21 protein-coding genes are annotated in these 21,742 nt (G+C 66.5%); 6 read left to right on the plus strand and 15 right to left on the minus strand.

Annotated elements, in window-relative coordinates; genetic code table 11:
• Nucleotides 1-2 precede the first annotated feature (2 nt).
• The 6 genes from HHL13_RS21740 to HHL13_RS21765 form a co-directional block, all read right to left on the minus strand.
• Nucleotides 3-1,136, minus strand: coding sequence for a serine hydrolase domain-containing protein (locus HHL13_RS21740; RefSeq protein WP_169558067.1), 1,134 nt, complete (start codon nucleotides 1,134-1,136; stop codon nucleotides 3-5).
• Nucleotides 1,136-2,653 (minus strand): class I adenylate-forming enzyme family protein, encoded by a 1,518-nt coding sequence (locus tag HHL13_RS21745; protein WP_169558068.1) that lies wholly within the window; start codon nucleotides 2,651-2,653, stop codon nucleotides 1,136-1,138. Before HHL13_RS21745 ends, HHL13_RS21740 begins: the two co-directional genes overlap by 1 nt.
• Nucleotides 2,654-2,679: 26 nt before the next feature.
• The gene (locus HHL13_RS21750) at nucleotides 2,680-3,627 is read right to left on the minus strand and encodes a cyclase family protein (protein ID WP_169558069.1); all 948 of its coding nucleotides are present in this window, start codon (nucleotides 3,625-3,627) and stop codon (nucleotides 2,680-2,682) included.
• Nucleotides 3,628-3,629: 2 nt separating this feature from the next.
• Nucleotides 3,630-4,367 (minus strand): SDR family NAD(P)-dependent oxidoreductase, encoded by a 738-nt coding sequence (locus HHL13_RS21755; RefSeq protein WP_169558070.1) that lies wholly within the window; start codon nucleotides 4,365-4,367, stop codon nucleotides 3,630-3,632.
• A 107-nt stretch (nucleotides 4,368-4,474) separates the two neighbouring features.
• Entirely contained in the window at nucleotides 4,475-6,013 is a 1,539-nt protein-coding gene (locus tag HHL13_RS21760) for an AMP-binding protein (protein WP_206377191.1), read from the minus strand.
• A 152-nt stretch (nucleotides 6,014-6,165) separates the two neighbouring features.
• Nucleotides 6,166-6,813: a TetR/AcrR family transcriptional regulator gene (locus HHL13_RS21765; RefSeq protein ID WP_169558071.1), complete on the minus strand. Its 648-nt coding sequence runs from the start codon at nucleotides 6,811-6,813 to the stop codon at nucleotides 6,166-6,168.
• 205 nt (nucleotides 6,814-7,018) lie between these two features.
• On the opposite strand from HHL13_RS21765, the gene HHL13_RS21770 reads away from it, so the two are divergent.
• Both HHL13_RS21770 and HHL13_RS21775 read left to right on the plus strand, forming a co-directional pair.
• On the plus strand, nucleotides 7,019-8,119 hold the full coding sequence (locus HHL13_RS21770) for a dihydrodipicolinate reductase (protein WP_169558072.1): 1,101 nt from the start codon (nucleotides 7,019-7,021) through the stop codon (nucleotides 8,117-8,119).
• 30 nt (nucleotides 8,120-8,149) lie between these two features.
• Entirely contained in the window at nucleotides 8,150-9,346 is a 1,197-nt protein-coding gene (locus HHL13_RS21775; RefSeq protein ID WP_169558181.1) for a CoA transferase, read from the plus strand.
• Here the strand turns inward: HHL13_RS21775 and HHL13_RS21780 are convergent.
• The 5 genes from HHL13_RS21780 to HHL13_RS21800 form a co-directional block, all read right to left on the minus strand.
• The gene (locus tag HHL13_RS21780; RefSeq protein ID WP_169558073.1) at nucleotides 9,343-9,744 is read right to left on the minus strand and encodes an OB-fold domain-containing protein; all 402 of its coding nucleotides are present in this window, start codon (nucleotides 9,742-9,744) and stop codon (nucleotides 9,343-9,345) included. The genes HHL13_RS21775 and HHL13_RS21780 overlap by 4 nt on opposite strands.
• Nucleotides 9,741-10,904 carry an acetyl-CoA acetyltransferase gene (locus HHL13_RS21785; protein ID WP_169558074.1) on the minus strand — a complete coding sequence of 388 codons (1,164 nt, stop codon included), beginning with the start codon at nucleotides 10,902-10,904 and terminating at the stop codon, nucleotides 9,741-9,743. The genes HHL13_RS21780 and HHL13_RS21785 overlap by 4 nt, the downstream gene beginning before the upstream one ends.
• A 4-nt stretch (nucleotides 10,905-10,908) precedes the next feature.
• Nucleotides 10,909-12,036 (minus strand): LLM class flavin-dependent oxidoreductase, encoded by a 1,128-nt coding sequence (locus tag HHL13_RS21790; RefSeq protein WP_206377192.1) that lies wholly within the window; start codon nucleotides 12,034-12,036, stop codon nucleotides 10,909-10,911.
• Nucleotides 12,037-12,289: 253 nt separating this feature from the next.
• Entirely contained in the window at nucleotides 12,290-13,831 is a 1,542-nt protein-coding gene (locus tag HHL13_RS21795) for a FadD3 family acyl-CoA ligase (RefSeq protein ID WP_169558075.1), read from the minus strand.
• Nucleotides 13,832-13,930: 99 nt separating this feature from the next.
• Nucleotides 13,931-14,890, minus strand: a complete 960-nt coding sequence (locus HHL13_RS21800) for a LysR family transcriptional regulator (RefSeq protein WP_169558076.1) — start codon at nucleotides 14,888-14,890, stop codon at nucleotides 13,931-13,933.
• 106 nt (nucleotides 14,891-14,996) lie between these two features.
• Between HHL13_RS21800 and HHL13_RS21805 the strand changes: the two genes are divergently transcribed.
• From HHL13_RS21805 to HHL13_RS21815, 3 genes are read left to right on the plus strand one after another with little or no spacing between them, the layout of a single operon-like run.
• The gene (locus tag HHL13_RS21805) at nucleotides 14,997-15,803 is read left to right on the plus strand and encodes an alpha/beta fold hydrolase (protein WP_169558077.1); all 807 of its coding nucleotides are present in this window, start codon (nucleotides 14,997-14,999) and stop codon (nucleotides 15,801-15,803) included.
• A complete protein-coding gene (locus tag HHL13_RS21810) occupies nucleotides 15,800-16,978 on the plus strand; it encodes an LLM class flavin-dependent oxidoreductase (protein WP_169558078.1) in 1,179 nt (392 codons plus the stop codon). Before HHL13_RS21805 ends, HHL13_RS21810 begins: the two co-directional genes overlap by 4 nt.
• The gene (locus HHL13_RS21815; protein WP_169558079.1) at nucleotides 16,975-17,403 is read left to right on the plus strand and encodes a VOC family protein; all 429 of its coding nucleotides are present in this window, start codon (nucleotides 16,975-16,977) and stop codon (nucleotides 17,401-17,403) included. Before HHL13_RS21810 ends, HHL13_RS21815 begins: the two co-directional genes overlap by 4 nt.
• Here HHL13_RS21815 and HHL13_RS21820 read toward each other — a convergent pair.
• Both HHL13_RS21820 and HHL13_RS21825 read right to left on the minus strand, forming a co-directional pair.
• Nucleotides 17,376-17,867, minus strand: a complete 492-nt coding sequence (locus HHL13_RS21820; RefSeq protein ID WP_169558080.1) for a flavin reductase family protein — start codon at nucleotides 17,865-17,867, stop codon at nucleotides 17,376-17,378. The two genes, HHL13_RS21815 and HHL13_RS21820, sit on opposite strands and share 28 nt — an antisense overlap.
• A gap of 15 nt (nucleotides 17,868-17,882) precedes the next feature.
• Nucleotides 17,883-19,088, minus strand: a complete 1,206-nt coding sequence (locus HHL13_RS21825) for an MFS transporter (RefSeq protein ID WP_169558081.1) — start codon at nucleotides 19,086-19,088, stop codon at nucleotides 17,883-17,885.
• A gap of 185 nt (nucleotides 19,089-19,273) precedes the next feature.
• Between HHL13_RS21825 and ribB the strand changes: the two genes are divergently transcribed.
• Nucleotides 19,274-20,398 (plus strand): 3,4-dihydroxy-2-butanone-4-phosphate synthase, encoded by a 1,125-nt coding sequence (gene ribB, locus HHL13_RS21830; RefSeq protein WP_169558082.1) that lies wholly within the window; start codon nucleotides 19,274-19,276, stop codon nucleotides 20,396-20,398.
• Nucleotides 20,399-20,405: 7 nt separating this feature from the next.
• Here the strand turns inward: ribB and HHL13_RS21835 are convergent, their stop codons facing one another.
• Both HHL13_RS21835 and npdG read right to left on the minus strand, forming a co-directional pair.
• Nucleotides 20,406-21,074, minus strand: coding sequence for a hypothetical protein (locus HHL13_RS21835; protein ID WP_169558083.1), 669 nt, complete (start codon nucleotides 21,072-21,074; stop codon nucleotides 20,406-20,408).
• Complete coding sequence (npdG, locus tag HHL13_RS21840) at nucleotides 21,071-21,733, minus strand: NADPH-dependent F420 reductase (protein ID WP_169558084.1); 663 nt, start codon at nucleotides 21,731-21,733, stop codon at nucleotides 21,071-21,073. The genes HHL13_RS21835 and npdG overlap by 4 nt, the downstream gene beginning before the upstream one ends.
• Between the last annotated feature and the right edge of the window lie 9 nt (nucleotides 21,734-21,742).

Consider the following 21,742-nt stretch of genomic DNA (forward strand, 5'->3'; position numbering starts at 1 on the left):
CTTCAAAGGCATTCATAGATGGCGTCGAGCAGCGGGCCGTTGCGGCTGGTGTCGCCGGCGCCCGCGCAGACATTGGTGACGTATCCGAAGGCCAGCCCTGCCTCCGGATCGGCGAGACCGGCGGAGCCATAGGCGCCCTTGTGCCCGAACGGACGGTCGCCTGAATTGCGCGAGCCGAGCGTGATGCCGGCGGCGGGCAATTGGTACCCGCTGGCATAGGCGGATTCGACCTGCAGGCGGGAATCGAGGCCACGGCCCCGTTCGCTGGCGATGTCGCGCACGATGCCGGGCGGCAGCAGCGGGCTGTCGCCGCCGATCAGCGCGGCGTAGATCCGGGCAAGGCTGCGCGCGCTGGCATGGCCGCCCGCGCCGAGGATGTAGTTGCCGCGCCAGCCGCGCGAATTGGCGACGGCGGGCAGCAGGATGCGCGGATCGTCGATCGAGGCGATATCGGCGAGGATCGCGTCGCCGCCGGTCGCCCAGCGAGGCTGGTCTTCGAACGCGTTGAGATCGGCGATCGCGCCGGGCGACAGATCGCTGCCGCGCCACGCGAAGGCCGCGCCCGCCGGACGATTGATTCGCGTGTCCAGCAGTACGTCCAACGGCTCGCCCGCGATGCGCAGGAGCAGTTCGCCGACCAGCCAGCCGAAGGTGAGGCTGTGATAGCCATGCGGACTTTCGGGCGGGCGCGAGGCGGGCTGGGCGGCCAGCGCGTCGCAGACCGGTTGCCACGCCAGCGGATCGCCTTCGGGCGCGTCGGCGAGCGAGGTGAGGCCGGCCTGATGCGCGAGCAACTGGCGGACGGTGATCGCTTCCTTGCCGCCACCGGCGAATTCGGGCCACCAGCGCGCGACCGGCGCATCATAGTCCACGCCGCGCTCCTGCGCGACGATGTGGAACAGCGTGGCGAGGATGCCCTTGGTGCAGGAGAAGACGCAGGGCGCGCTGTCGGCGGTCCAAGCCACGCCTTCGCGTGCTTCACCGGCCCACAGATCGACCATCGGCATGCCGTTGACGAAGACGCTCAGCGCCGCGCCGCGTTCGTGCGGGCGATCGGGCGAAGGCTCGAAACTGTCGGCGAACAGCCGGGCGATCCGCGCAAAGGCGGCGTCGTGGCTGCCATGCACCGCGACCATCAGATCAGATGCTCATACTGATCCCGGATGGCGCGGCGGAGCAGCTTGCCGCGCCCGCCCGACGCGTCGTTGCCATGCGGCAGCTCGTCGGCGACCACGATCAGCTCGGGCGTGTCGGCGGCGGCCAGCTTGCCCGAAAGCTGCTGGCGGATATCGGCTTCGCTGAGCTGCGCGCCGCTCTGGAGCGAGACGGCGAGGATGATCTTCTGCCGGTCGGCATTGGCGGGGGTGCCGATCGCGCCGGCTTCGGCGACGCCGGGGATCGTAAGGACGACTTCCTCGATCTCGATCGGGCGGACGAACCGGTCGCCGCGCGAAATGGCGTCCTCACGGCGACCGAGCACGACCAGCCGCCCGTCCTCGCCGATGATGCCCAGATCGCCGCACAGGAACCAGCCGTCCTTCAGCGCCTTGGCAGTGTCCTCGGGACGGCCGAGATATTCCTTGAAAACGTGCGGGCCGCTGATCGCGATTTCGCCGGGTACGCCGACCACGCGATTGCCTGCGGCGTCGATCGTGCGGAGCGGCACCGAGATGCGCGCGCGGCCGACGGTCTGCGCGGTCGCTTCGTCCTCGATCCGGCCGACGCAGGTATAGGGGGACTCGGTCTGGCCGAAGAAGGTGTAGAGCGAGACCTGCGGCAGCCGCTCGCGCAGCTTGGCGAGCAGCGTGCCTGACATGGGCTCGCCGCCGAGGATGATCATCCGCAGCGAACTCAGATCGAAGTCCTGATGCGGGTGGTTCGAGAGCAGGTCCGCCCATTGGCTGGGGATCATCGCGGCGTGCGAGATGCGCTCGCGCTGCACGGCTTCGAGGAAGCGGGCCGGGCCGAAATCATCCTCCAGCGCCGCCTTCATCCCGACGTAGAGCGCGGCGCCCAGCGTCGCGACGAAGCCGATGCCCCAGATGATCGGTCCTGTGCCCCACACCGAATCCTGAGACCGCTCGATCTCGAGCAGCACCGAACTGATCGCCTTGCAGCTATTGTGGGTGTGGACGACCGTCTTGCTGACCCCGCTGGTGCCGGAAGTATAGAAGAAGGCCATGATGTCCTCGTCGAACCCGCCGAGCGGCGGTTCGGCTTCGGAGGCGGTTGCGGCCGCATCTGCGATTTCCTCGTACGCGACCCACTTCACGCCCGGCGTGCGAGGTTCGAGTGCGTGCGCCAGTGCTGCGTGCGCGGCGTCATAGACGACGAAATCGAGCGCACCGGTCTCGATCGCGCTCAGCGTCATCGTCTCGTCCCAATAGGGATTGAAGGCGGCCGTCACGACGCCGGTCTTGGCTTCGGCGAGATAGAGTTTGGCGATCGGGAAGGCGTCGCTCATCAGCGATCCCGTGCGCTTGCCGGCGGTGACGCCCCTGCCGATCAGCGCGTGAGCGACTTGGTTCACCGCGCGGTTCAGCTGGTCGAAGCTGTACGCCTCGCCGCGATAGGCCAGCGCGATCGCATCGGGCGTCCGCAGCGCGTTCGCGGTCAGGACGGTATAGCCATAATTGCCGAACGGCGATTGCATGTGCCTCTCCCGGGTCTTGCAGGGTGTCAGAGTATTGCGAGCGGATTGATCGCGCTGCCGGTGCCGCCGACGATCTTGAGCGGCGCGACGGCGAACAGGAATGTCGGCTGGCGCGCGGCGGCGAGTTCCTCGAGCCACAGCATCTCCATCAGGTAGATGCCGTGGCGCCAGAGGCAGATCATGTGGATGTCGTCGTCGATCGATTCGTCCGCGCCGCCCTGGGCGTTGAGGCCGGAAATCGCCGAATTGTCGCTGGCTATCGCGCAGATGTCGCGGTCTGCGAGCCACAGCGCGCCATCGGTGGACAGGCCGGGCTCGCCGCCCCAGTATCGGTCGCGCTGGGCGGGGAAGAGCGTGGGCCAGCCGGTGCGCAGCAGCACCGCGTCGCCCGTGCCGATCGTCACGCCCGCGGCGCGCTCCATTTCGTCCAGATCGGCCGCGGTGATGCGATCCGTGCCGTCGAGAACGTCCACGCCGCGATGCCCCGCCACGTCGAACAGCACCCCACGCGTGACGATGCCCGGCACATTCTCGATCCCGCACCGCCCCGCGCCATAGCTGCGGATGCGCGAGGAGGGATGGCCGTTGTAGAGCCGCTTGCCCGACCACATGTGGCAGAGCGCATCCATATGCGTGGAGGTGCCGTGCGGCGAGATGACCAGCGCATCGTCGGCGATCGAGAGACCGCCGGGCGGCTTCGCCCCGGCGAGATAGTCCGCACCGTCGATCGACATGAAATGCTGCGGCAGCGGGCGGCCCGGAAGATGCGGTACGGTGCACGGCGCGTGGCTGGATGTCGCGCCCTTGATCGGCAGGCTGAGGCTGATGACCCGGCCTTGCCCGACCGCGCCGGCCGCCGCGCGCACGACGTCCCCGGTCAGATGGTTGAGCGCGCCGACCTGATCGTCGGCACCCCATCGGCCCCAATTGTTGGAGAGGGCGGGGGCTTCGAAGGAGACGGAGTCGGTGGCCATCGTCAGCCCGCCATCGTCAGCCCGCCGCTGACGCTGATCGTCTGTCCGCTGACGAAGGCAGCATCGGGGCTGGCGAGGAAGAAGACCGAACCGGCAATGTCGGACGGCTGGGCGATGCGTTTCATCGGCGTGCGCTGGCGGAGCTTGTCGAGCACGGCCTGATTGGGCGCGGACATCGGCGTTTCGACCGGGCCAGGCGAGACGCAGTTCACGCGGATGCCGCTGCGCCCGACTTCCTGCGCGATGCTTTTCGAGAAGGAAGCGAGGCCGCCCTTGGTCGCCGAATAGACGGCTTCGCCGCCAGCGCCGAGCCGGGCGGAATCGGAGATGATGTTGACGATCGATCCGCCACCGCGCGCGATCATCGCGGGCATGGCGGCATGGCAGGCCGTGATCGCCGCGACGAGGTTCACGTCGATCAGCTTTTGCCAGCCGGCGGGATCGAGATCGAGGAAGCGGCCGACCGTGGCCATGCCCGCGCAATTGACCAGCGCGGCGATGTCCCATTCCGCCCCTAGCGCCACTAGCCGGTCGCGGAAGGCGGGTGCATCGCAAATGTCCTGTTCGATCCGGGCGGCGAGATGTGGGGTGGCATCGGGAAAGCGGAGATCGACGCCGACGACCTGCCATCCGGCTTCGGCGAAGCGCGCGGCGATCGCTGCCCCGATCGCGCCGGCGGCTCCGGTAAGGATGACTGCCGGTCCGCATTCCGCACCCGCTGTTTCGCCTGACTGAGTCACCCTCTACCTTTACCTATCGATTGCTTGGTTTTGGTCGGGCAACTGGCGCAGGGTGTCAAGCGAAAATAGGAAAATCACGTATACCCGAGGCTACAGCGTTCGCTTGGTTATCCGGTGCCGGGATATCCGCCGCCGCCATGATCGGCATCCAGTCGCGCATAATCCATCGCGCCGTTGACGCGGGGCAGGGCGGCGAGAAATTCGACGGTGCGCGGTTTCTTGTACGACGCGATTCGCGCACGGCAGTGGCGGATCACCTGATCGGCGGTGACCGCACTTTCGGGCTTCAGCACGACCAGCGCCTTGACCGACTGGGTCCATTGCGGATCGGGCGTGCCGATCACGGCGACATCGGCGACGCCATCGAGCTGGCGGATGCAGGATTCGACTTCGGCCGGATAGATATTCTCGGCGGCCGATTTGATCAGCCGGCCCTTGGATCCGATGAAGCTGATGCTGCCATCGGCTTCGCGGCGGCCAAGGTCGCCGGTACGGCGCCAGCCATCTGTGTAGCGCGCGGCGTCCATTTCCGGCCGGTTCCAGTAACCGGGGCTGACCGACGCACCGCGCACCGCGATCTCGCCCACCTGTCCGTCGGGCACCGGCTCACCGGCATCGTCGACAAAGGCCATGCGGATGATCGGCGACGGGCGGCCCATCGCGCCGATGCCGGGCGCGCCGATCGCGTTGAAGGTGGTGTAGCCCATCGTTTCGGTCTGCCCATAGCCGTAGGGGCGCTTGCCCCAGGGGCTGTCGTCGAGCGTGACCATCGCGTTCCACGCATCATTGTAGGGCAGCGAGCGCAGCGACTTCAGGTTGAAGCGGCCATCGGCATTCTCGACCAGCATCTGTTCGATGGTCGGCGGCAGGACGAAGGTGGCGGTGATCCCCTCGCGGTCGATCAGCTCGCACATCTCGCCCGCGCTGGCCTGCGGCACGAAGATGTTGCGCCCGCCGATCAGGAAGGCGGCGCACATGTCGAGCAGGGTCGCCACGTGGAAGAGCGGGGTGGCGTTGAGATAGCGCAGACTGCTGTCGAACTCGCGCTGGGCGGCATAGCAGAAGGACTGGGCGATGATCCCGCGCTGGGTGAGGATCGAGGCGGCCGGCTTGCCCGAGAAGCCCGCGGTGTAGAGCAGCAGCAACGGCTGACCGGGCGACGCGCCGGGCAGATCGTCATGCGGCGATTGCCCGGCGATCGCGGCTTCATATTCGCTGACGCCGGTATCGGCATCGTACCGCAACCAGGTCTCGGCGCTGTTGTTCCGGCGGCTTCGCACTTCGGCGACGGTCGCGCCGATCGCGCCATGCTGCCAGACGATCAGGCGCGGATCGAGATCGTCGAGCGTGAACAGCATCTCCTCGGGCGACTGGCGCCAGTTGGCGATGCATAAGGCAGCCCCGGTCTGGGCGCAGGCGAGCATCAGTTCGAGGATCGCGGCGGAGTTCTGGCCGAGCCATAGCACGCGATGTCCGGTGGCGGCGCCATTCCGCGCGAGCCAGGTCGCCAGCCGCGCCACGCGGTCCGCGAGCTGGGGGTAGGTGAGGCTACCGGGGCCGTGGCGATCGACGACCGCAACAACCTCGGGCCAGCGAACCCGATGTTCGCGCAACACATCCGTCAACGTCAGCTGATCGACGCTCATCCAGCGATCCCCGTCCTGTTGCCGCCGGCTTTGGACCGGCTGGAGACTGGCGGCGCGGGTTGCCGAAGGGAACGCACGCACACCGCCGCGCCACCGGACGCGGCGCGACCGGCACGGGCTAGCATTGCGTAAAAATTAAAGCAATCGCTTGGTTAGGATTTGCGTGTGGTCAGGCCGTTGAGCAGGATGCCGATCTGGGTCGTAACGACCTCTTCGACGTCGTATCGGCCGCCCGGCCGGTACCAGACGATCGTCGCGTTGATCGAATCCATGATCATGCGCAGGACGAGGTGGAGATTGAGGTCCTCGCGGACCACGCCGGCGCGAACGCCCTCGCGCAGCACGCCGTACCAGGTGCGGAACACTTCCTGCCACGTCTCGTCGAGATAGGCGAAGCTGGGCTGACGCAGGATATAGCCGCGTTCGTTGACGACGATCGCATGAACCTCGCGCTGGTCGATCAGCCGGGTGATGCCGAAGCGGATGAGTTCCTCCAGCGCGGTGCGCGGATCGGCGGCCGAGGCGGCGCACTTCTCATAGCCCTTGAGCAGCGAGAAGACGTGATCCTTGATGATCTCGTGAAGCATCTCCTCCTTGGTATCGAAATGATAATAGAGGCTGCCCGAAAGGATGCCTGCGCCTTCGCCGATCTCACGGATACTGGTCGCCTCGAAACCGCGTTCGGCAAAAAGCCGCCGCGCGACGGCGAGAATTTCTCCGCGCCGCTGGCCATCTTTCTTGCCCGATGCTTGCGCACCGGATTTGGCGGTCTTGGCTGATCTGGTCGGCGTCTCGCTCAAGGGGCTGTCCTGCTCTTGGAGTGTTTACTTGTCTGATAAGACTCGCGCGCGCCCAAAGCAAGCGCTCGCGGACGACGTCGCGGGCACGATAAAATGTCCTGACATTCGCGGGGTGCGATTGTATAAGCGTTGACAAGCGATCGCTTGGTGAATAGCGCGGTGGCCATCCGGCCCGGCCGGGATGCAACAGCGTGGGAGTGATTTGATGGCGATCCGGGTCGGTCAGTGGGCGACAGGCAATGTCGGCAAGCAGGCGCTGCGATCGATCATCGAGCATCCGGGGCTCGAACTGGTCGGGCTGGTGGTCAGCGATCCCGCCAAGATCGGAAAGGATGCCGCCGAGCTTTGCGGTCTCGATACGCCCACCGGCGTGCTCGCGATCAGCGATGGCGACGCGCTGATCGCGATGAAGCCCGATTGCATCTGCTATTGCGCGGTGGGCACGTCGGGGCGGCAGGAAGTGGCGACCGGTGAACGGCCGGGCACCGCGGTCGACCAGCTTTGCGATATATTGAGCGCAGGGATCGACGTGGTTTCGACCGCGTTGATCCCGCTGGTGCATCCGCAGAGCGCCGATCCCGAAGCGGTGCGACGGCTGGAGGCCGCGTGCCGCGAGGGCGGCAGCTCGTGCTTCACCTCGGGTCTCGACCCCGGCTACATGCACGATGTGCTCCCCCTGGTGCTGAGCGGCCTGTCGCGACGGATCGACTCGGTCCGGGTCAGCGAAGTGATGAGCTATGGCGTGTGGGACAAGCCCGAAGCGATCACGGGCAAGTTCGGCTTCGGCAAGCCGCTCGATCATGTGCCGCCGATCGTCCAGCCGGGCGTGCTGACCATCATGTGGGGCTGCGCGGTACGGCTGCTGGCGGACCAGCTCGGCGTGACGCTGGATCGGATCGAGGAATATTACGAGCTACATCCGGCGCCGGAGACCTTCACCATCCCGGCGGGGACGATCGAGAAGGGCATGTCTGCGGGGATGCGCTTCGAAGTACGCGGGATGGCTGGCGACAAGGCGGTGGTCGTGGTCGAGCATGTCACCCGGCTGCGCAACGAGGATGCACCGCACTGGCCCACGGGGCCGATCGGCACGGGCGGCGGCTATCGCATCCAGATCAAGGGCGATCCGGACTGGGTGCTGGAAGTGGGGAATCCGGGTTATGACGATCCGACGATCCCCGGCACGCTCGCGACCGCGCTGCGCATCGTCAATGCGATCCCCGCGGTGTGCGACGCCGCGCCGGGGCTGTTGACCCCGTTCGATCTGCCGCTGATCACCGGCAAGGGTCTGGTCGCGGCTGCCTGAGCTTAGAGAGAGGACAATAGTTTGACCGACATGTTCAGAGGCATCCGCATCGTCGAGCTGGCCCAATATGTGATGGTGCCCGCGGCGGGCGCGATCATGGCCGATTTCGGCGCCGAAGTGATCAAGGTCGAGACGCCGGGCGTGGGCGATCCCTATCGCATGCTGGTGGTCGACAACCGGGCGCAGAGCGCGCCGAACTATTCGCTGGAGATGAACAATCGCGGCAAGAAGAGCGTCGCGATCAACCTGAAGGATGCGGAGGGGCGGGCGATCTTCCTCGACCTGATCCGCACGGCGGACGTGTTTCTTACCAGCCTGCGGCCCAAGGCGCTGGAGGCGCTGGGGCTCGACGTGGACTCGCTGCGCGCGGCCAATCCGAAGCTGATCTATGCACGGGGCAACGGGCTGGGGTTCAAGGGCGCGGAAGCCAATAGGCCGGGATTCGACGCCAGCGCCTTCTGGGCAAGGGGCGGGTTTCCGGCGATCCTCAAGCCGCTCTCGGGCGAGTTCATCCGCCAGCCCCGTGCGCTGGGCGATCATGCGGCGTCGTCGAACCTTGCCTTTGCCGTGGCCGGCGCGCTGTTCCACCGCGAGCGGACCGGGGAGGCGCGGGTGGTGGAGACCTCGCTGTTGTCGACTGCTTTGTGGCTGCTCTCCAACGATGTCGTGTCGGGGCAGGATGGCGATTATCCCGAGGATATCCTGATCAAGGCAGTCGAGCGAAATCCGCTGGTGGGGCAGTATCGCACCGCCGATGGGCGGTGGATCCAGCTCGTGTTCCTCGAGCCCGATCGCTACTGGCCGGGCTTCTGCACGGCGCTGGGGCGCGAGGATCTGATCGACGATCCGCGCTTCCGCGACGCGAAGGTGCGCGGGCAGAATGGGCGCGAATGCCTGGCGCTGCTGGCGGAGATCGTCGGCGGGCGGACATGGGAGGAATGGCGGCCAGGCTTCGCCGCGTTCGATGCACCGTGGGAGCTGGTGGGCGATATCCGCACCTTGCCGCAGGACCCGCAGGTGGTGGCCAACGGCCTGACCTTCGAAGTCGAGCTGGATGGCGGTAACAGCGTGATGCTGGTCGCCAGTCCGGTCACGGTCGATGGCGAGCCGGGCACGGGGAGCCGCCGCGCGCCGCATTGCGGGGAACAGAGCGACGCGGTGTTCGGGGAGATCGGGCTCTCGGCGGAGCGGATCGAGGACTATCGCGCGCGGAAGGTGATTGCCTAGGCCGGGCGGAAATTGGGCAGCGCGAAATCGCCGCGCTGTTCGAACCAGACCGTCACCTTCATGCCGATCGTGACGGTTTCGGGCAGGCAATCGGTGACGTTGGCGAAGACGCGCAGGCCCGCCTGTTCGGGCAGGGCGATCCACGCCATTGCATAAGGCGCGCCGGTGAAGCCGGGGGCGAAGCTGCGGTGGACGATGGTGAAGGTCTCGACCGTGCCGTGTCCGGAGACCGGCTCGAAGGTGAGCGCGTCGCTGCCGCAGCTGGTGCAGCGCGGGACCGGGAAATGGTGCCAGACGGCGCAGGCGGTGCAGCGCTGGAGACTGAGCTTTCCTTGCGACGCGGCGGCCCAATAGGGTTCGGTCAGCGGCGTGGGCTGGGGCTGGGGTTTGGCGGTCATGGCTCGACGCTCAGGATCGCGGCGGAGCCCATGCTGCCGCCGAAGCCGGTGCAGAGCGCCATCGAAGCGCCGGGCGTCTGACGCTCGCCGGCGCGGCCCTGAAGCTGGGTGACGGCTTCGATCACGTTGTTGAGGCCGTGGACATAGCCCTCCGACAATAGCCCGCCATTGAGGTTGAGGGGGAGGCGGCCGTTTTGCGCCAGCCGGCCGTCGCGGACGATTTCGTGCAGTTCGCCGGGCTCGCAGAAGCCGAAATCCTCGAGCTGCTGGAGGATCAGCGGCGAATAGGCGTCGTAGAGCTGGAGCAGATCGATATGCGACGGCGCGAGGCCTGCGGCTTCGTAGATCAGGGGGGCGACGTGGCGCGAGAAGATCGCGGAGGGGTCGGCACCCGCCTTGTCCATCGCGGCGATGCCGGGGCCGCCGCCGCGCACCGCCGCGCGAATGTGGATGGGGCGGCCTTGCGCCGCGGATTTCGCATTGCGGGTGCTGGTGACGATCAGCGCGCAGGCAGCGTCGGTTTCGAGGCAGCAATCGAGCCGGCGGAGCGGTTCGGCGATCATCGGTGCGGCGAAATAATCGTCCCGGGTGAGCGGAGTGCGGAGCAGTGCGCGCGGGTTCTTCGCGGCCTTGGCGCGCTGGGCGATGACCAGTTCGGCGAGGTCGTCGGCGCTCAGCCCGCGCTGGTGCATGTAAAGCTGCGACGAGAGCGCGCAGAGATGGGCGGGGCCGAGAAAGCCATAGGGGCGGAGGAACTGTTCCTCCATCCCGTCGCCCGCGCCCTGGCCGATCTGGCCCATCCTCTTGCCGCTGCGGCCGTTCATCGCGCGGTAGATCAGGATCGTCTCGGCCAGCCCGGCCTCGATCAGCAGCGCCGCTTCGCCGAGGATCGACGCGCACTGGCTGCCGCCGCCATGAATATCGTTGTGCCAGCGCAGCCGATCCAGCCCCAGCGACCGCGCCATCGTGGCGCAGACTACCGAATCGCCGAGCTGATAGGTCAGCATTCCGTCGATCGCGCCGCGCTCCATCCCGGCATCGGCGAGCGCGAGATCGGCGGCTTCGATCGCCAGCTCCAGCACGCTGCGCCCGGATTCGCGGCTGAATTCGGTACAGCCGGCGCCGGTAATGACGGCGTGGTGGAAGCGGCTGGGCGTCATGCGGTCAGGCGAAGGCCGGCATGACCTCGTCGGCGAAGAATTTGATCACGCGCTTCATCTCCTTGATCGGGAAGGGGCGGGTGCTGCCGAAATCGCACATGAGATTGTTGTAGCCGAAGGATTGCAGCGTCCGGACCTGCTGGATGACGCGTTCCGGATCGCCGATGATCTCGAGCTGGTCCCAGCGGAAATCATTGTCGACGCTGCCGCCCTTCAGATAGCGGCCTTCCCAGAACTCATAGCCCTTGGCGATCTTGCCGGTCTTGGGGTCGAGCGGCGCGCTTTGCGAGTTGATCACCTTGGCGCGATCAAAGCCGATCTCGAAGCGGGCGAGATCCTCGCGCGCCTGCTCGTTGGTTTCGCCGACATAGACGGTGCGCATCGCGCAAAGCTCGTGCGCGCCGGCGTCGAAATCGAGCTCGTCCATCGTGCGGTGCCACGTATCGGCAGCGCGCTTCAGGCTGGACCAGGTCGCGACGGGATCGCCGAGGATCGGCAGGTTGCGCTGGGCGCAGCGCACGACCGTGTCGGGGCTGATCGACGCGACATAGGTCGGGATGGGGCGCTGCAGCGGCTTGGGCTTCAGCTCCAGACCCTCGCAGCGATAGAATTTGCCTTCGAAGCTGACTTCATTCTCGGCCCAGAGGCGGTGGATCAGTTCGAGCCCTTCCTCCAGCCGCTCGCGCGCTTCGGAAAGTTCGACGCCGAAGCGCGAAAATTCGAGGCTCTGATAGCCGCGGCCCACGCCGAAATCGACGCGGCCGTTGGAAAGGAGATCGAGCTGCGCCAGTTCCTCGGCGATCATGATCGGATTGTGCAGCGGCAGGATGATGACGCCGCTGCCGAGGCGGATCTTGCTGGTACGGCCGGCCAGATGCGAGAGCATGGCGGGCACATTGTTGCACAGCCCGTAGTTCCGGAAATGGTGCTCGGCGAGCCAGACGCCGTGGAAGCCCTGTTCCTCCAGATACTCCACCAGCTCGACGTTATAGTCGTAAACCTGCTTCTCGCTCCATCCGTCATGCTGATGGAACAGGTGGAAGGACGAGAATTTCATCTTCCCCGCGGGCACCGCCGCCTTGTCGCTCCCGGGATCGACCGATGTCCCCGAGCTGGCCGATGAAACGAGCATTTGCGTCTTCCCCACAACATGCCGGTGGGCAAGCACCGGCTCAACAAACCTATCGATTGCTTGTTAGAATCGAATAGGCTGTCGTGTCAATCGAGCCCGGGAGAGTCTCGGGGGCTGATGGTGTTGGGATTTATTGTTCTATATCAGCAATATGATGGCGTATTGAACGCGATCTCGACGCAATGTCCTTCCACGCGGAAATTCTTTTCCCGTGCGAATCAAACAAGCGATGTGTTGATTTTGACTGGTGTGCTCAGGCGGGCAGGGTGCGCAGCAGGTGCCGCTGGACCTTGCCCGATGCCGTCATCGGCAGGGATTCGACGAAAGCGATCGTTCGCGGCGCCTTGTAATTCGCCATTTCCTCCCGACACCATGCGAGGAGTCCGGCGGCATCCCGTTCCGCGCCGGGCCGCGCGACGACGAAGGCACGGCCGATCTCGCCCATCCGCTCGTCGGGCACGCCGATCACCGCGACCTGCGCGATGGCGGGGTGGGCGGCCATCATCCGCTCGATCTCGGCCGGATAGCAGTTGAAGCCGCCGGAGATGTACATCTCCTTCTTGCGATCGGTGATGCGCAGGCGGTTGTCGGTCAGCGTGCCGATGTCGCCGGTGTGCAGCCAGCCGTCCGCATCGATGGCTTCGGCGGTGGCGGCGGGATCGTCGAGATAGCCGTCCATCACGTCGAACCCGCGCACCAGCACTTCGCCGGTCTCGCCTTCCGGCACCGAACGTCCGTCATCGTCGGCGATGCGGATCTCGACCCCGGCGATCGCCACGCCGCAGGTCGAGGCGATGATCTCGGGCGTATCGTCGGGCGGGGACATCGACACGACCGGGGCTTCGGTGAGGCCATAGGCGGTCAGCACCATGTCGAAGCACAGCTCGCTCTTCATTCGCCGGATCAGGCTGGGCGGCACCGACGCCGCGCCGGTGACTGAGGCGCGCAGCGAGGAGAGGTCGGTTTCCGCAAGGGCCGGGTCGACCAGCATCGACTGGAACAAGGCGGGCGGGCCGGGCAGCACCGACACCTTTTCCCGCGCGATGCACCGCAGCACTTCGCCCGCGTCGAACACCGGCATCGGCAGGATGCGTGCACCCGCGACGAGGCAGGCGAGCCAGCCAGCCTTGTAGCCGAAGCTGTGGAAGAAGGGGTTGACCACCAGATAGCGGTCGCCGGTGCCGAGCGAGACCGGCTCGCCCCAGCGCTGCGCCAGCAGGATCGATGGCGCCTGACGCGACAGCACGCCCTTCGGCTCGCCGGTGGTGCCCGAGGTGAACAGGATGTCCGAAATGTCGTCGGGCGTGACCGCGGCGATCGCGGCGTCGAGCGCCTGGTCGCTTACGGACGTGCCGCCATCGAGGAACCCGGTCCAGCCGCTGCCGTCGAGCCGGACGACGGCTTCGAGATGGGGCAGATCCTGCGCCGTAAGCAAGCCGGGATAGTCGACGCCGAGAAAGCCGCTGACGGTGAAGACGAGGCGCGACTTGCTCTTGCCCAGGATGAAGGCCGCTTCGGCGCCCTTGTAGCGCGTGTTGAGCGGCACGACCGCAGCGCCGAGCAGCTGCGCGCCGACCACGGCGATGACCCATTCGGCGCTGTTGGGCGCCCAGATCGCGATCCGGTCGCCCCGGCCGATCCCTTTGGCCAGCAGCGCACGAGCGGCGCGGCGGCAATCCCGTGCGAGGTCGCCGAAGGTCCAGTTGCGTTCCGGCGTGGCGATCGCGATCTCGCCGGGCCATGCCGCTTCCATCCGACCGACGACGCCGCGCATGGTAAGATCGGTCAGTTCCACGCCCTGTTTGCTCCTCTCCGGCCGGTTTGCCGAATCTCCTGCGGGCCGCCCGGTCTTCGCACAATCGCCATTTGGCGGCATCGGCGGATCAGGGGCGTATCAGGCGGCGGCCAGACGCGCCTTCAGGGCCTCGATATAGCGTTCCAGCGCCGGGCGTCGGCTGTCGGCGCGCCAGACCAGGTGCAGATCGAGCCGGACGTCGAAATCCGGCACATGGCGGGTGATCACGCCGCCCGGGAGATTTTCGGATTCGGTGACGAACCCCATGCCCAATCCGGCGGCGGCGATCCCCAGCGTGGCTTCGCCCGACATGACTTCGGTGGCGATATGCGGCGAAACGCCTGCCTTGCGAAACGCGGCGATCATCTGGTCGTAAAGGTGCCGCCCGCCCGCGCGCGAAGGCCAGGTAAGCGGTTCGTGACGCAGATCGGCGATGCGCAGATCGCCGCGCGCCGCCAGCGGATGGGCCTCGGGGAGCGCCAGCACGAAGCGTTCGGTGGAGATCGGAATGGTGCGCAGCGCGACATCGGTCGCGTCGTCGATCGCGAGATCGTAGAGGAAGCCGGCATCGATATCGTCGCGGCGGAGCGCCGTGATCTGCTGTTCGGTCAGTTCCGAGCGGACTTCGACCGAGACGCCGGGATGGTGCGCGCGGAAGTCGCGGATGCTGTCCGCGACCAGCGGCGAACGCAGCGCGCTGATGTTGAGCGCCAGCCGCAGCGCACCCATTTCGCCGCGCGCGACGGCCTGGGCATGAGCAACGGCGGTATCCATGTCGCCGAGGATGTGCTGGACGTCGCGGAGCAGCGCCGCACCCGCCGGGGTCAGCCGCGCGGATCGCTGGCTGCGGACGAACAGCGGCATGTTCAGTGCCTGTTCGAGCGTCTGGATCCGGCGGGAGAGCGCCGACTGGGTCATGTTGAGCCGCTGTGCCGCGCGGTGGAAATGCTCTTCCTCCGCCACGATCGAGAAGAAGGGCAGATGCCGTGCGATCCGGGGCGCCCAGATTTGCGACGCGCCTTCGGCGGGTCCGGGGCCGGATTGCTCGATCTCGCTCATGCCCGAAATTTGATGCGATAATTCGATCGATGGCAAGACTTAATAGCATTGGATTGCATCTATCCGTCACCGCTACCCTTGCCGGGACAAGCAAGGAGAGTGAGCGATGCGCAGCGCACCGCCCGAATTCGAGACCATCGAGGTCGCCGGGGTCGCGACCGAAATCCTGATCCGCGGCATTGGCCGTCCGATCCTGTATCTTCATGGCGGGGAGGGGATCGAACCCGACCTGGCCTTCGTCGAGACGCTGGCCGCCTTCGGCAAGGTGTATGCCCCGTCGCATCCGGGGTTCGGCGGATCGGACCTGCCGCGCCGGTTCGGGACGGTGGACGATCTGGCCTATCATTGCCTCGATCTGATCGAAGCGCTGGACCTGCGCGATTGCGCCGTGGTGGGTGCGTCGTTCGGCGGGTGGATCGCGGCAGAGGTGGCGATCAAGGCCAGTTCGCGGATCACCGCGCTGGTGCTGATCGATGCGCTGGGCATCAAGATCAGCGGGCCGGAGACGCGCGATATCGTCGACCTGTTCTTCCTCTCGCCAGAGGAGCAGCGTGCGGTGATCTATCGCGATCCGGCACCGGCGGCACGGCCCGGGACGATCGAGGCCGCGACGCGGATCGCGCGGAACCGCGAGAGCTTCTCGCTCTATGGCTGGTCGCCGACCTTGCACGATCCCAAGCTGCGCGGGCGGCTGCATCGGGTTTCCGTGCCGGCATTATTGTTGTGGGGCGCAGAGGACCGGGTGGTGAAGCCCGGCTATGGCCGCGCCTATGCCGAGGCGATCCCCGGCGCGACGTTCAGCCTGATCGCCGGGGCCGGCCACTATCCGCACATCGAGCAATGCGAAGCGACCGCCGGCGAACTGGCGCGCTTCCTCGAGGCCGCGCGCGTGCCGGCAGGAGAAGACGCATGAGGATCTGGCAGTTCACCGAGCAATCCTATCATCCCGGCTGGGACAAGACCGACGGGCCGCTGCGCATCATGCCGCCGAGCGGGGTGCTCGATCCGCCCGAAGTGAGCGACCTGCTCCACCGCTATCTCGACGAATGGCTGCTGGGCGACGAACTGGGTTTCGATCTGATGGTCAACGAGCATCACGCCTCGCTCACCTGTATGTCGGCGGTGAACCTGTCGACCATGGCGATCCTGGCGCGCCAGACGAAGAAGGCGCGGCTGTTGTCGCTGGGCGTGCCGATGGCGAACCGGATGGATCCGCTGCGTATCGCCGAGGAATTGTCGATCATCGACAATCTCTCGCGCGGGCGGCTCGAGTTCGGCTTCGTCAAGGGATCGGCGTGGGAGCTGTTCATCTCGAACGAGAATCCGGCGCGGATGATGGATCGCTTCTGGGAAGCGCACGACCTGATCCTGAAGGCGTTCGCGACGCGCGACGGGCCGTTCAGCTGGGAAGGCGAGTATTTCAACTATCGCCACGTCAACCTGATCCCGCCAATCTATCAGGCGCCGTGCCCGCCGATGTGGCTGCCGGCGAGCAGCCCGGATTCGGCGCGGTTGGCGGGGCGAATGGGCTATGTCGTCGCGGCGTTCCTCAACGGACATCAGGCGAAGAACACCTTTGCGTCGTATCGCGATGAATATCTCAAGACGCATGGCCGCCCGGCGGCGCTCGACCGGCTGGCCTATCTGGGCATGGCGGTGGTTGCACATAGCGAAGCCGAGGCGCGCCAGCGGGCGGAGAAGCTCTACGCCTATTACTCCACCGTGTCGCGTTCGCCCGCGGCGACGATGAACCCGCCGGGCTACTCGCCGGTCCATGCCAATGCGAAGGCGCTGCTGCATGGCGGGGGCAATCCCTATGCCAACATCATGGCGGACGGCACGCCGCTGCCGGCCAATCCCTCGCTCGAGGTGCTGGCGGATGCGGGTATCCTGTTCTGGGGGACGCCGGACATGGTCTATGACCAGATCACGAAGTTCAACGCGCTGGTCGGCGGGGTCGGCAACTTCCTGTGCATGACGCAGGGCGGATATCTGGGCCATGCGGAAACGGTGGACAGCCTGAAGCTGCTGGCGACCGAAGTCTATCCGCGACTGAAGGAACTCGCGTTGCCCCAGGCGGCGGAGTGATCAGCTATGCGACGATCGGGGTGAACTCGATCGCTCGCGTGCTGCCATTCTACGACGCGATCATGGACGTGCTCGGCCATGATCGCGTCCATCTGTCCGAGAGCTGGATCGGCTATGGGCCCGCGGACGGAAGCTACATGCCCAAGCTGTGGATCTGTACGCCGGAGAATGGGCTGGCGGCCACGATCGGCAACGGATCGATGGTCGGGCTGCACGCGCCGAGCCCGGCGATGGTGGACCGGGTCCATGCCGCGGGGCTGGCCGCGGGCGGATCGAGCGAAGGCGATCCGGGACGGCGGCCGCATTACCCCTCGGGCTATTATCTCGCCTATCTGCGCGATCCCGAGGGGAACAAGATATCGGCGTTCTGCAACACCGATATCTTTCCCGAATCCGATCAGGCCGCGATCAGCGCGCGGGTGTAGCGCCCGTCGACATAGACCAGCGGATTGACGTCGCCGTGCAGGGTCACGCCGCTGACCTGCCCCACGAACACGTCATGGGTGCCATAGGAGAAGCGGGCCTCGTTGGTGCAGAAGATGTTGGCCTGCGCGCTGGCGAGGAAGGGCGTGCCGTCTTCACTCTCGCCCCATTCGCCCAGGGTGAAGCGGTCCTCCCCCTTCATCAGCCCGCCACAGGCGCGCGCCACTTCCTCCTGCTCGAGATGGAGGATGTTGATGCAGAAGGCCGCGCCGGCGTCGAGCGGGGGGTGGAGCGACGCCGAACGGTTGACGCAGGCCAGCATCGAGGGCGGATCCATGCTCAGCTCGTTCACCGCCGTCGCCGCCATAGCGAAGCGGGTGCCGTCGTGCCGGGAGGTGATGACGACCACTGCCTTCGCCAGACGGCGCAGGGCTTCGCGGGTCGATTGGGACAGTATCTCGGTCATAAATCCTCATATCGTTCAGGCAGTGTTCTCGGCGACGGCCAGCGGCGTGCGGCCTTTCCCGCCATAGATGCGGGTCGCGAAATAGAGTGCGATCAGCCAGGCGAGCGCGGTCAGCACCAGCAGCACGGCAGGCGGCCCGCCGGCGCGTCCGACCGGTTCCAGCGCCAGCACGGCGAGGAACGACGCGAACAGGTGCGCGCCCTTGACCAGCCCGACGGTGCGGCCGCGATATTGCGGAGCCGAGAAGGCCGAGGCGCGCGCCACGACATTGGCGGCGAACCAGCCCACGCCGAAGCCGAAGACCAGCAGGCCGAAGGCAGCGACGCGCCAGTCGGTGGCGATCGCGGCGATGCCGAGGCCCGCGCCAGAGAGCAGGAAGCTGATCGTGAACACGCTCTCGGTTGAGAGATACTGGCGCGCGCGGCCATATTGGCTGGCCATGATCGCGATCGCCACGGTCTCCGCGCTCAGCGCGATCGCGATGATCTTCGCCTGATCGACGCCCAGATCGCGGAAGTGGAAGGGCATGTAGGTGACGGGCGCGAAGGTGATCGTGCCGCAGCAAAGCCCGAGGAACATCAGGCCGAAGGGAAAGCGGAACTTGGCATCGGCACCAAGCCCGGGCGCGTCCGATGCCCCGGCGACCGCGCGGGCAGGCTCGTTGCCGCGCAGGCTCCACGCGACCAGCGCCAGCGGCAGGCTGATCGCATAGAGCAGGAAGGGGAGGCGCCAGTAGATGTCGCCGACCACGCCCGCGATGGGCGAGGTGATGATGCTGGTGATCGTCGAGATCGCGACCTGCACACCCATATATTTGAGCCGCAGCGCCGGATAGGCGAGATCGCCGATCATCGTCAGCCCGACGGTCAGCGCGGTCGCGGCCGCGAGCCCGACGATCAGCCGCGAGGCGACCATCACATGCAGTTCGCCGATCAGATAGCCCATGCAGCCGAACACCGCCCAGACCAGCATCGCGATCGCCATCAGCGTGACGCGGCTCATCTTGTCGGCCAGCCATCCCGCGAGCGGTGAGCCGAACACCATCGCCAGTCCGACCACCGCCAGGACCATCTTGACCAGAAAGGCGTCGCCCGGTCCCTGGGCCAGCGCGGCTTCCATCTTGGGCAGGATCGGCGAGATCGCGGTGAAGCAGAGCGTCGCGGGGATGCCCGATGTCAGCATCACGATGCGCAGGGACAATCTGGGTCGTTCGGTCTGCATCTTCCCTCCTGATCGGCGCGCGCCCTTTGGGCTTCTCATGGCCGTGAGCAGTAAGCCTAGCAGCCAAAAACCAAGCGATCAATCAAAAGAGTTTGGTTCATGATGTAGGGTAAGCGAGGCGCGTCATTGTATCTTGTAACCAATCGAACGGTTGGTTACTTCGCATGCAACAATGGAGTCGTCTCATGGCGCCACAGTGGCAACCATCCATCACCCCGATCGCCGACATCATCGAAGGTGCCCGCAACGGCAGGCCCTTCATCCTCGTCGATGCGGAGTCCCGCGAGAATGAAGGCGACGTCATCGTGCCCGCCCAGATGGCGACGCCCGAGGTGCTCAATTTCATGGCGAAATATTGCCGCGGCCTGATCTGCCTCGCCATTTCGGGCGAGCGCGCGCGCCAGCTTCGCCTGTCGCCGATGGCGGTGGAGAACGGGACCCAGCACGGCACGGCCTTCACCGTCTCGATCGAGGCGCGCGAAGGCGTGACGACCGGCATTTCGGTCCATGACCGCGCGCGGACGATCGCGGTGGCCATCGATTCAGGTCATGGCGCCGACGATATCGTGACGCCGGGCCATGTCTTTCCGCTGGTCGCGCGCGACGGCGGCGTGCTGGTGCGCGCGGGGCATACCGAAGCCGCCGTGGACATCGCCCGGCTCGCGGGCCTCAATCCCTCCGGCGTGATCTGCGAGATCATGAACGAGGACGGGTCGATGGCGCGGCTGCCCGACCTCATCGGCTTTGCCGAGAAGCATCAGCTGGCGATCGGCACCATTGCCGACCTGATCGCCTATCGCCGCCAGACCGAGCGCAACGTCGCGCGCGTTTCCGAAATGCCGTTCGAGAGCGTCCACGGCAGTTTCAACGCGATCGTCTATCGCAACCTGATCGACGAATCCGAGCATGTCGCGTTGGTGAAGGACGAGATCGGCGCGAGCGACGACGTGATGGTGCGGATGCACCGGCTCGATATCGGCACCGACGTGCTGGGCCTGTCGAACGGGCGCGACAGCCACCTGGTCACGGCGCTGCGCTGGATCGCGACGCATGAGGGGCCGGGCGTGGCGGTGCTGCTCCAGAACAGCGAGAAGGGCTGGCTGTCGCGCCAGCTTTCGGGCGACGCGCATACCTGCATCGATCAGGCGACCCGCGATTACGGCATCGGTGCGCAGATATTGCTCGATCTGGGGGTGCGGCGGATGGTGCCGCTGACGTCGGCCAAGCCCAACCTCGCGGCGCTGGCGGGCTATGATCTGGAGATCGTCGGGTGGCGGCAGTTCCAGGATCTGGAGCATCTGCGCCCCTGAACGGGCTTCAGGTCTTGCGGAAGAAGTGGATGGTCCGTTCGTTCGAGACGGCGTCGGAGCGCGGGGCGTGGCGGATGCCGCTGGCGCTGGTGCCCATCGTCCGCGCGGCCATTTCGCCGAGCATCGCCCTGGCGTCCCCGGTCGATGCGACGACCAGCACGACATAGCCGGCGGGCTGTGGCTGTGCAGGGCGCATCTGCTCCGCGGAGAGCCGTCCGCGCCACATCCCGGCGACTTCGGGTGTGGCGATCACGTCGGGCGTGTGCTGCTCGTCATACCAGCGATTGTAATCGGCATCGCGCCCTGGGGCGGCGTTGCCCATGACGATGGTCAGGTGGGTGAGGCTGTCCAGCGACGCGCCCTCCGCCAGCCGCCACGGCGCGACGCATTCGAACATATGGCTGGCGAACGCGTTGATCGCCCCGCCGGCCGCGAAGATCGCTTCGAGATAGACGAGCGGCACCGCATCGGCGGGCGCATCGAACCAGTGGAGCATGGCCATGCGCCACGGCCGGGGCTGGTCGGGGAGGATCTGGACCTCGTCGAGCGCGACGCATAGCGCCGTCTCGAAGCCCGGCAGCTTTGCGGTAGCACGCGACTGGCTGGTGTCGAACCAGTTGCGAAAGGCTTCCTCGCCGCCTTCGGGATCGACGAAGGTTAGGACGAGGCTGCTCATGCTGCCGCTTCCCTCAACGCGCCGGTGATGCGGATGCCCGCGCCATCGACCTGATAGGTCTTGTTGAGAAAGATCAGCACCGAGGTCAGCGCTTCGGCTGCCGCCGAATTGGCCAGCGCGCCGCCATGCAGGCCGCGCAGGCCGGCGGCGTCGGCCAGCGCGATGCCGACGCTGCGCGCTTCCTTGTCGTTGCCGAAGACGAGCACGTCGCAATCGACCACCGCGTCCGTCGCCAGCTTGTGCGCGGCAACGCTGTGGAAGGCGGATATCACGGTGACCGCTTCGCCGAGCAGCCCTTGCAGCCGTTGCGCCGCGCTGCCTTCGGGCGGGAGCTGGACGCGCATCACGGCGGGCGGCTTCAGGGGCACGCTGGTGTCGATCACGATCTTGCCCGCGACATGGGGTGCGATCTCGGCGGCGGTCGCGTCCTGTGCTGCGAAGGGGATGGCGAGCAACACGACATCGCCTGCTGCTGCGGCGTCGGCATTGGTCATGCCTTGCGCACCCTTGCCGATCCCCGCCGCACATTCGATGGCGCTTTCCGCCGATCGCGAGCCGACGATCACATCCAGCCCGGACCGCGCAAAGCGCCACGCGAGCGCCGCGCCCAGTTTTCCGGTGCCGCCGATGACGGCGATGCGCTTGCCGCTCAGATCCATGATATTCCT

This window comes from Sphingomonas sp. G-3-2-10 (assembly GCF_012927115.1).
GTDB lineage: Bacteria > Pseudomonadota > Alphaproteobacteria > Sphingomonadales > Sphingomonadaceae > Sphingomonas.

What these genes read in the sequence shown, in the direction of transcription:
- HHL13_RS21835 (WP_169558083.1), bottom strand. Translation starts at nt 21,074, where the DNA reads ATGAGCAGCCTCGTCCTAACCTTCGTCGATCCCGAAGGCGGCGAGGAA.
- npdG (WP_169558084.1), bottom strand. Translation starts at nt 21,733, where the DNA reads ATGGATCTGAGCGGCAAGCGCATCGCCGTCATCGGCGGCACCGGAAAA.
- HHL13_RS21825 (WP_169558081.1), bottom strand. Translation starts at nt 19,088, where the DNA reads ATGCAGACCGAACGACCCAGATTGTCCCTGCGCATCGTGATGCTGACA.
- HHL13_RS21785 (WP_169558074.1), bottom strand. Translation starts at nt 10,904, where the DNA reads ATGACGCCCAGCCGCTTCCACCACGCCGTCATTACCGGCGCCGGCTGT.
- HHL13_RS21740 (WP_169558067.1), bottom strand. Translation starts at nt 1,136, where the DNA reads ATGGTCGCGGTGCATGGCAGCCACGACGCCGCCTTTGCGCGGATCGCC.
- HHL13_RS21820 (WP_169558080.1), bottom strand. Translation starts at nt 17,867, where the DNA reads ATGACCGAGATACTGTCCCAATCGACCCGCGAAGCCCTGCGCCGTCTG.
- HHL13_RS21775 (WP_169558181.1), top strand. Translation starts at nt 8,150, where the DNA reads ATGTTCAGAGGCATCCGCATCGTCGAGCTGGCCCAATATGTGATGGTG.
- HHL13_RS21760 (WP_206377191.1), bottom strand. Translation starts at nt 6,013, where the DNA reads ATGAGCGTCGATCAGCTGACGTTGACGGATGTGTTGCGCGAACATCGG.
- HHL13_RS21770 (WP_169558072.1), top strand. Translation starts at nt 7,019, where the DNA reads ATGGCGATCCGGGTCGGTCAGTGGGCGACAGGCAATGTCGGCAAGCAG.
- HHL13_RS21750 (WP_169558069.1), bottom strand. Translation starts at nt 3,627, where the DNA reads ATGGCCACCGACTCCGTCTCCTTCGAAGCCCCCGCCCTCTCCAACAAT.
- HHL13_RS21745 (WP_169558068.1), bottom strand. Translation starts at nt 2,653, where the DNA reads ATGCAATCGCCGTTCGGCAATTATGGCTATACCGTCCTGACCGCGAAC.
- HHL13_RS21810 (WP_169558078.1), top strand. Translation starts at nt 15,800, where the DNA reads ATGAGGATCTGGCAGTTCACCGAGCAATCCTATCATCCCGGCTGGGAC.
- HHL13_RS21800 (WP_169558076.1), bottom strand. Translation starts at nt 14,890, where the DNA reads ATGAGCGAGATCGAGCAATCCGGCCCCGGACCCGCCGAAGGCGCGTCG.
- HHL13_RS21805 (WP_169558077.1), top strand. Translation starts at nt 14,997, where the DNA reads ATGCGCAGCGCACCGCCCGAATTCGAGACCATCGAGGTCGCCGGGGTC.
- HHL13_RS21780 (WP_169558073.1), bottom strand. Translation starts at nt 9,744, where the DNA reads ATGACCGCCAAACCCCAGCCCCAGCCCACGCCGCTGACCGAACCCTAT.
- ribB (WP_169558082.1), top strand. Translation starts at nt 19,274, where the DNA reads ATGGCGCCACAGTGGCAACCATCCATCACCCCGATCGCCGACATCATC.
- HHL13_RS21790 (WP_206377192.1), bottom strand. Translation starts at nt 12,036, where the DNA reads ATGCTCGTTTCATCGGCCAGCTCGGGGACATCGGTCGATCCCGGGAGC.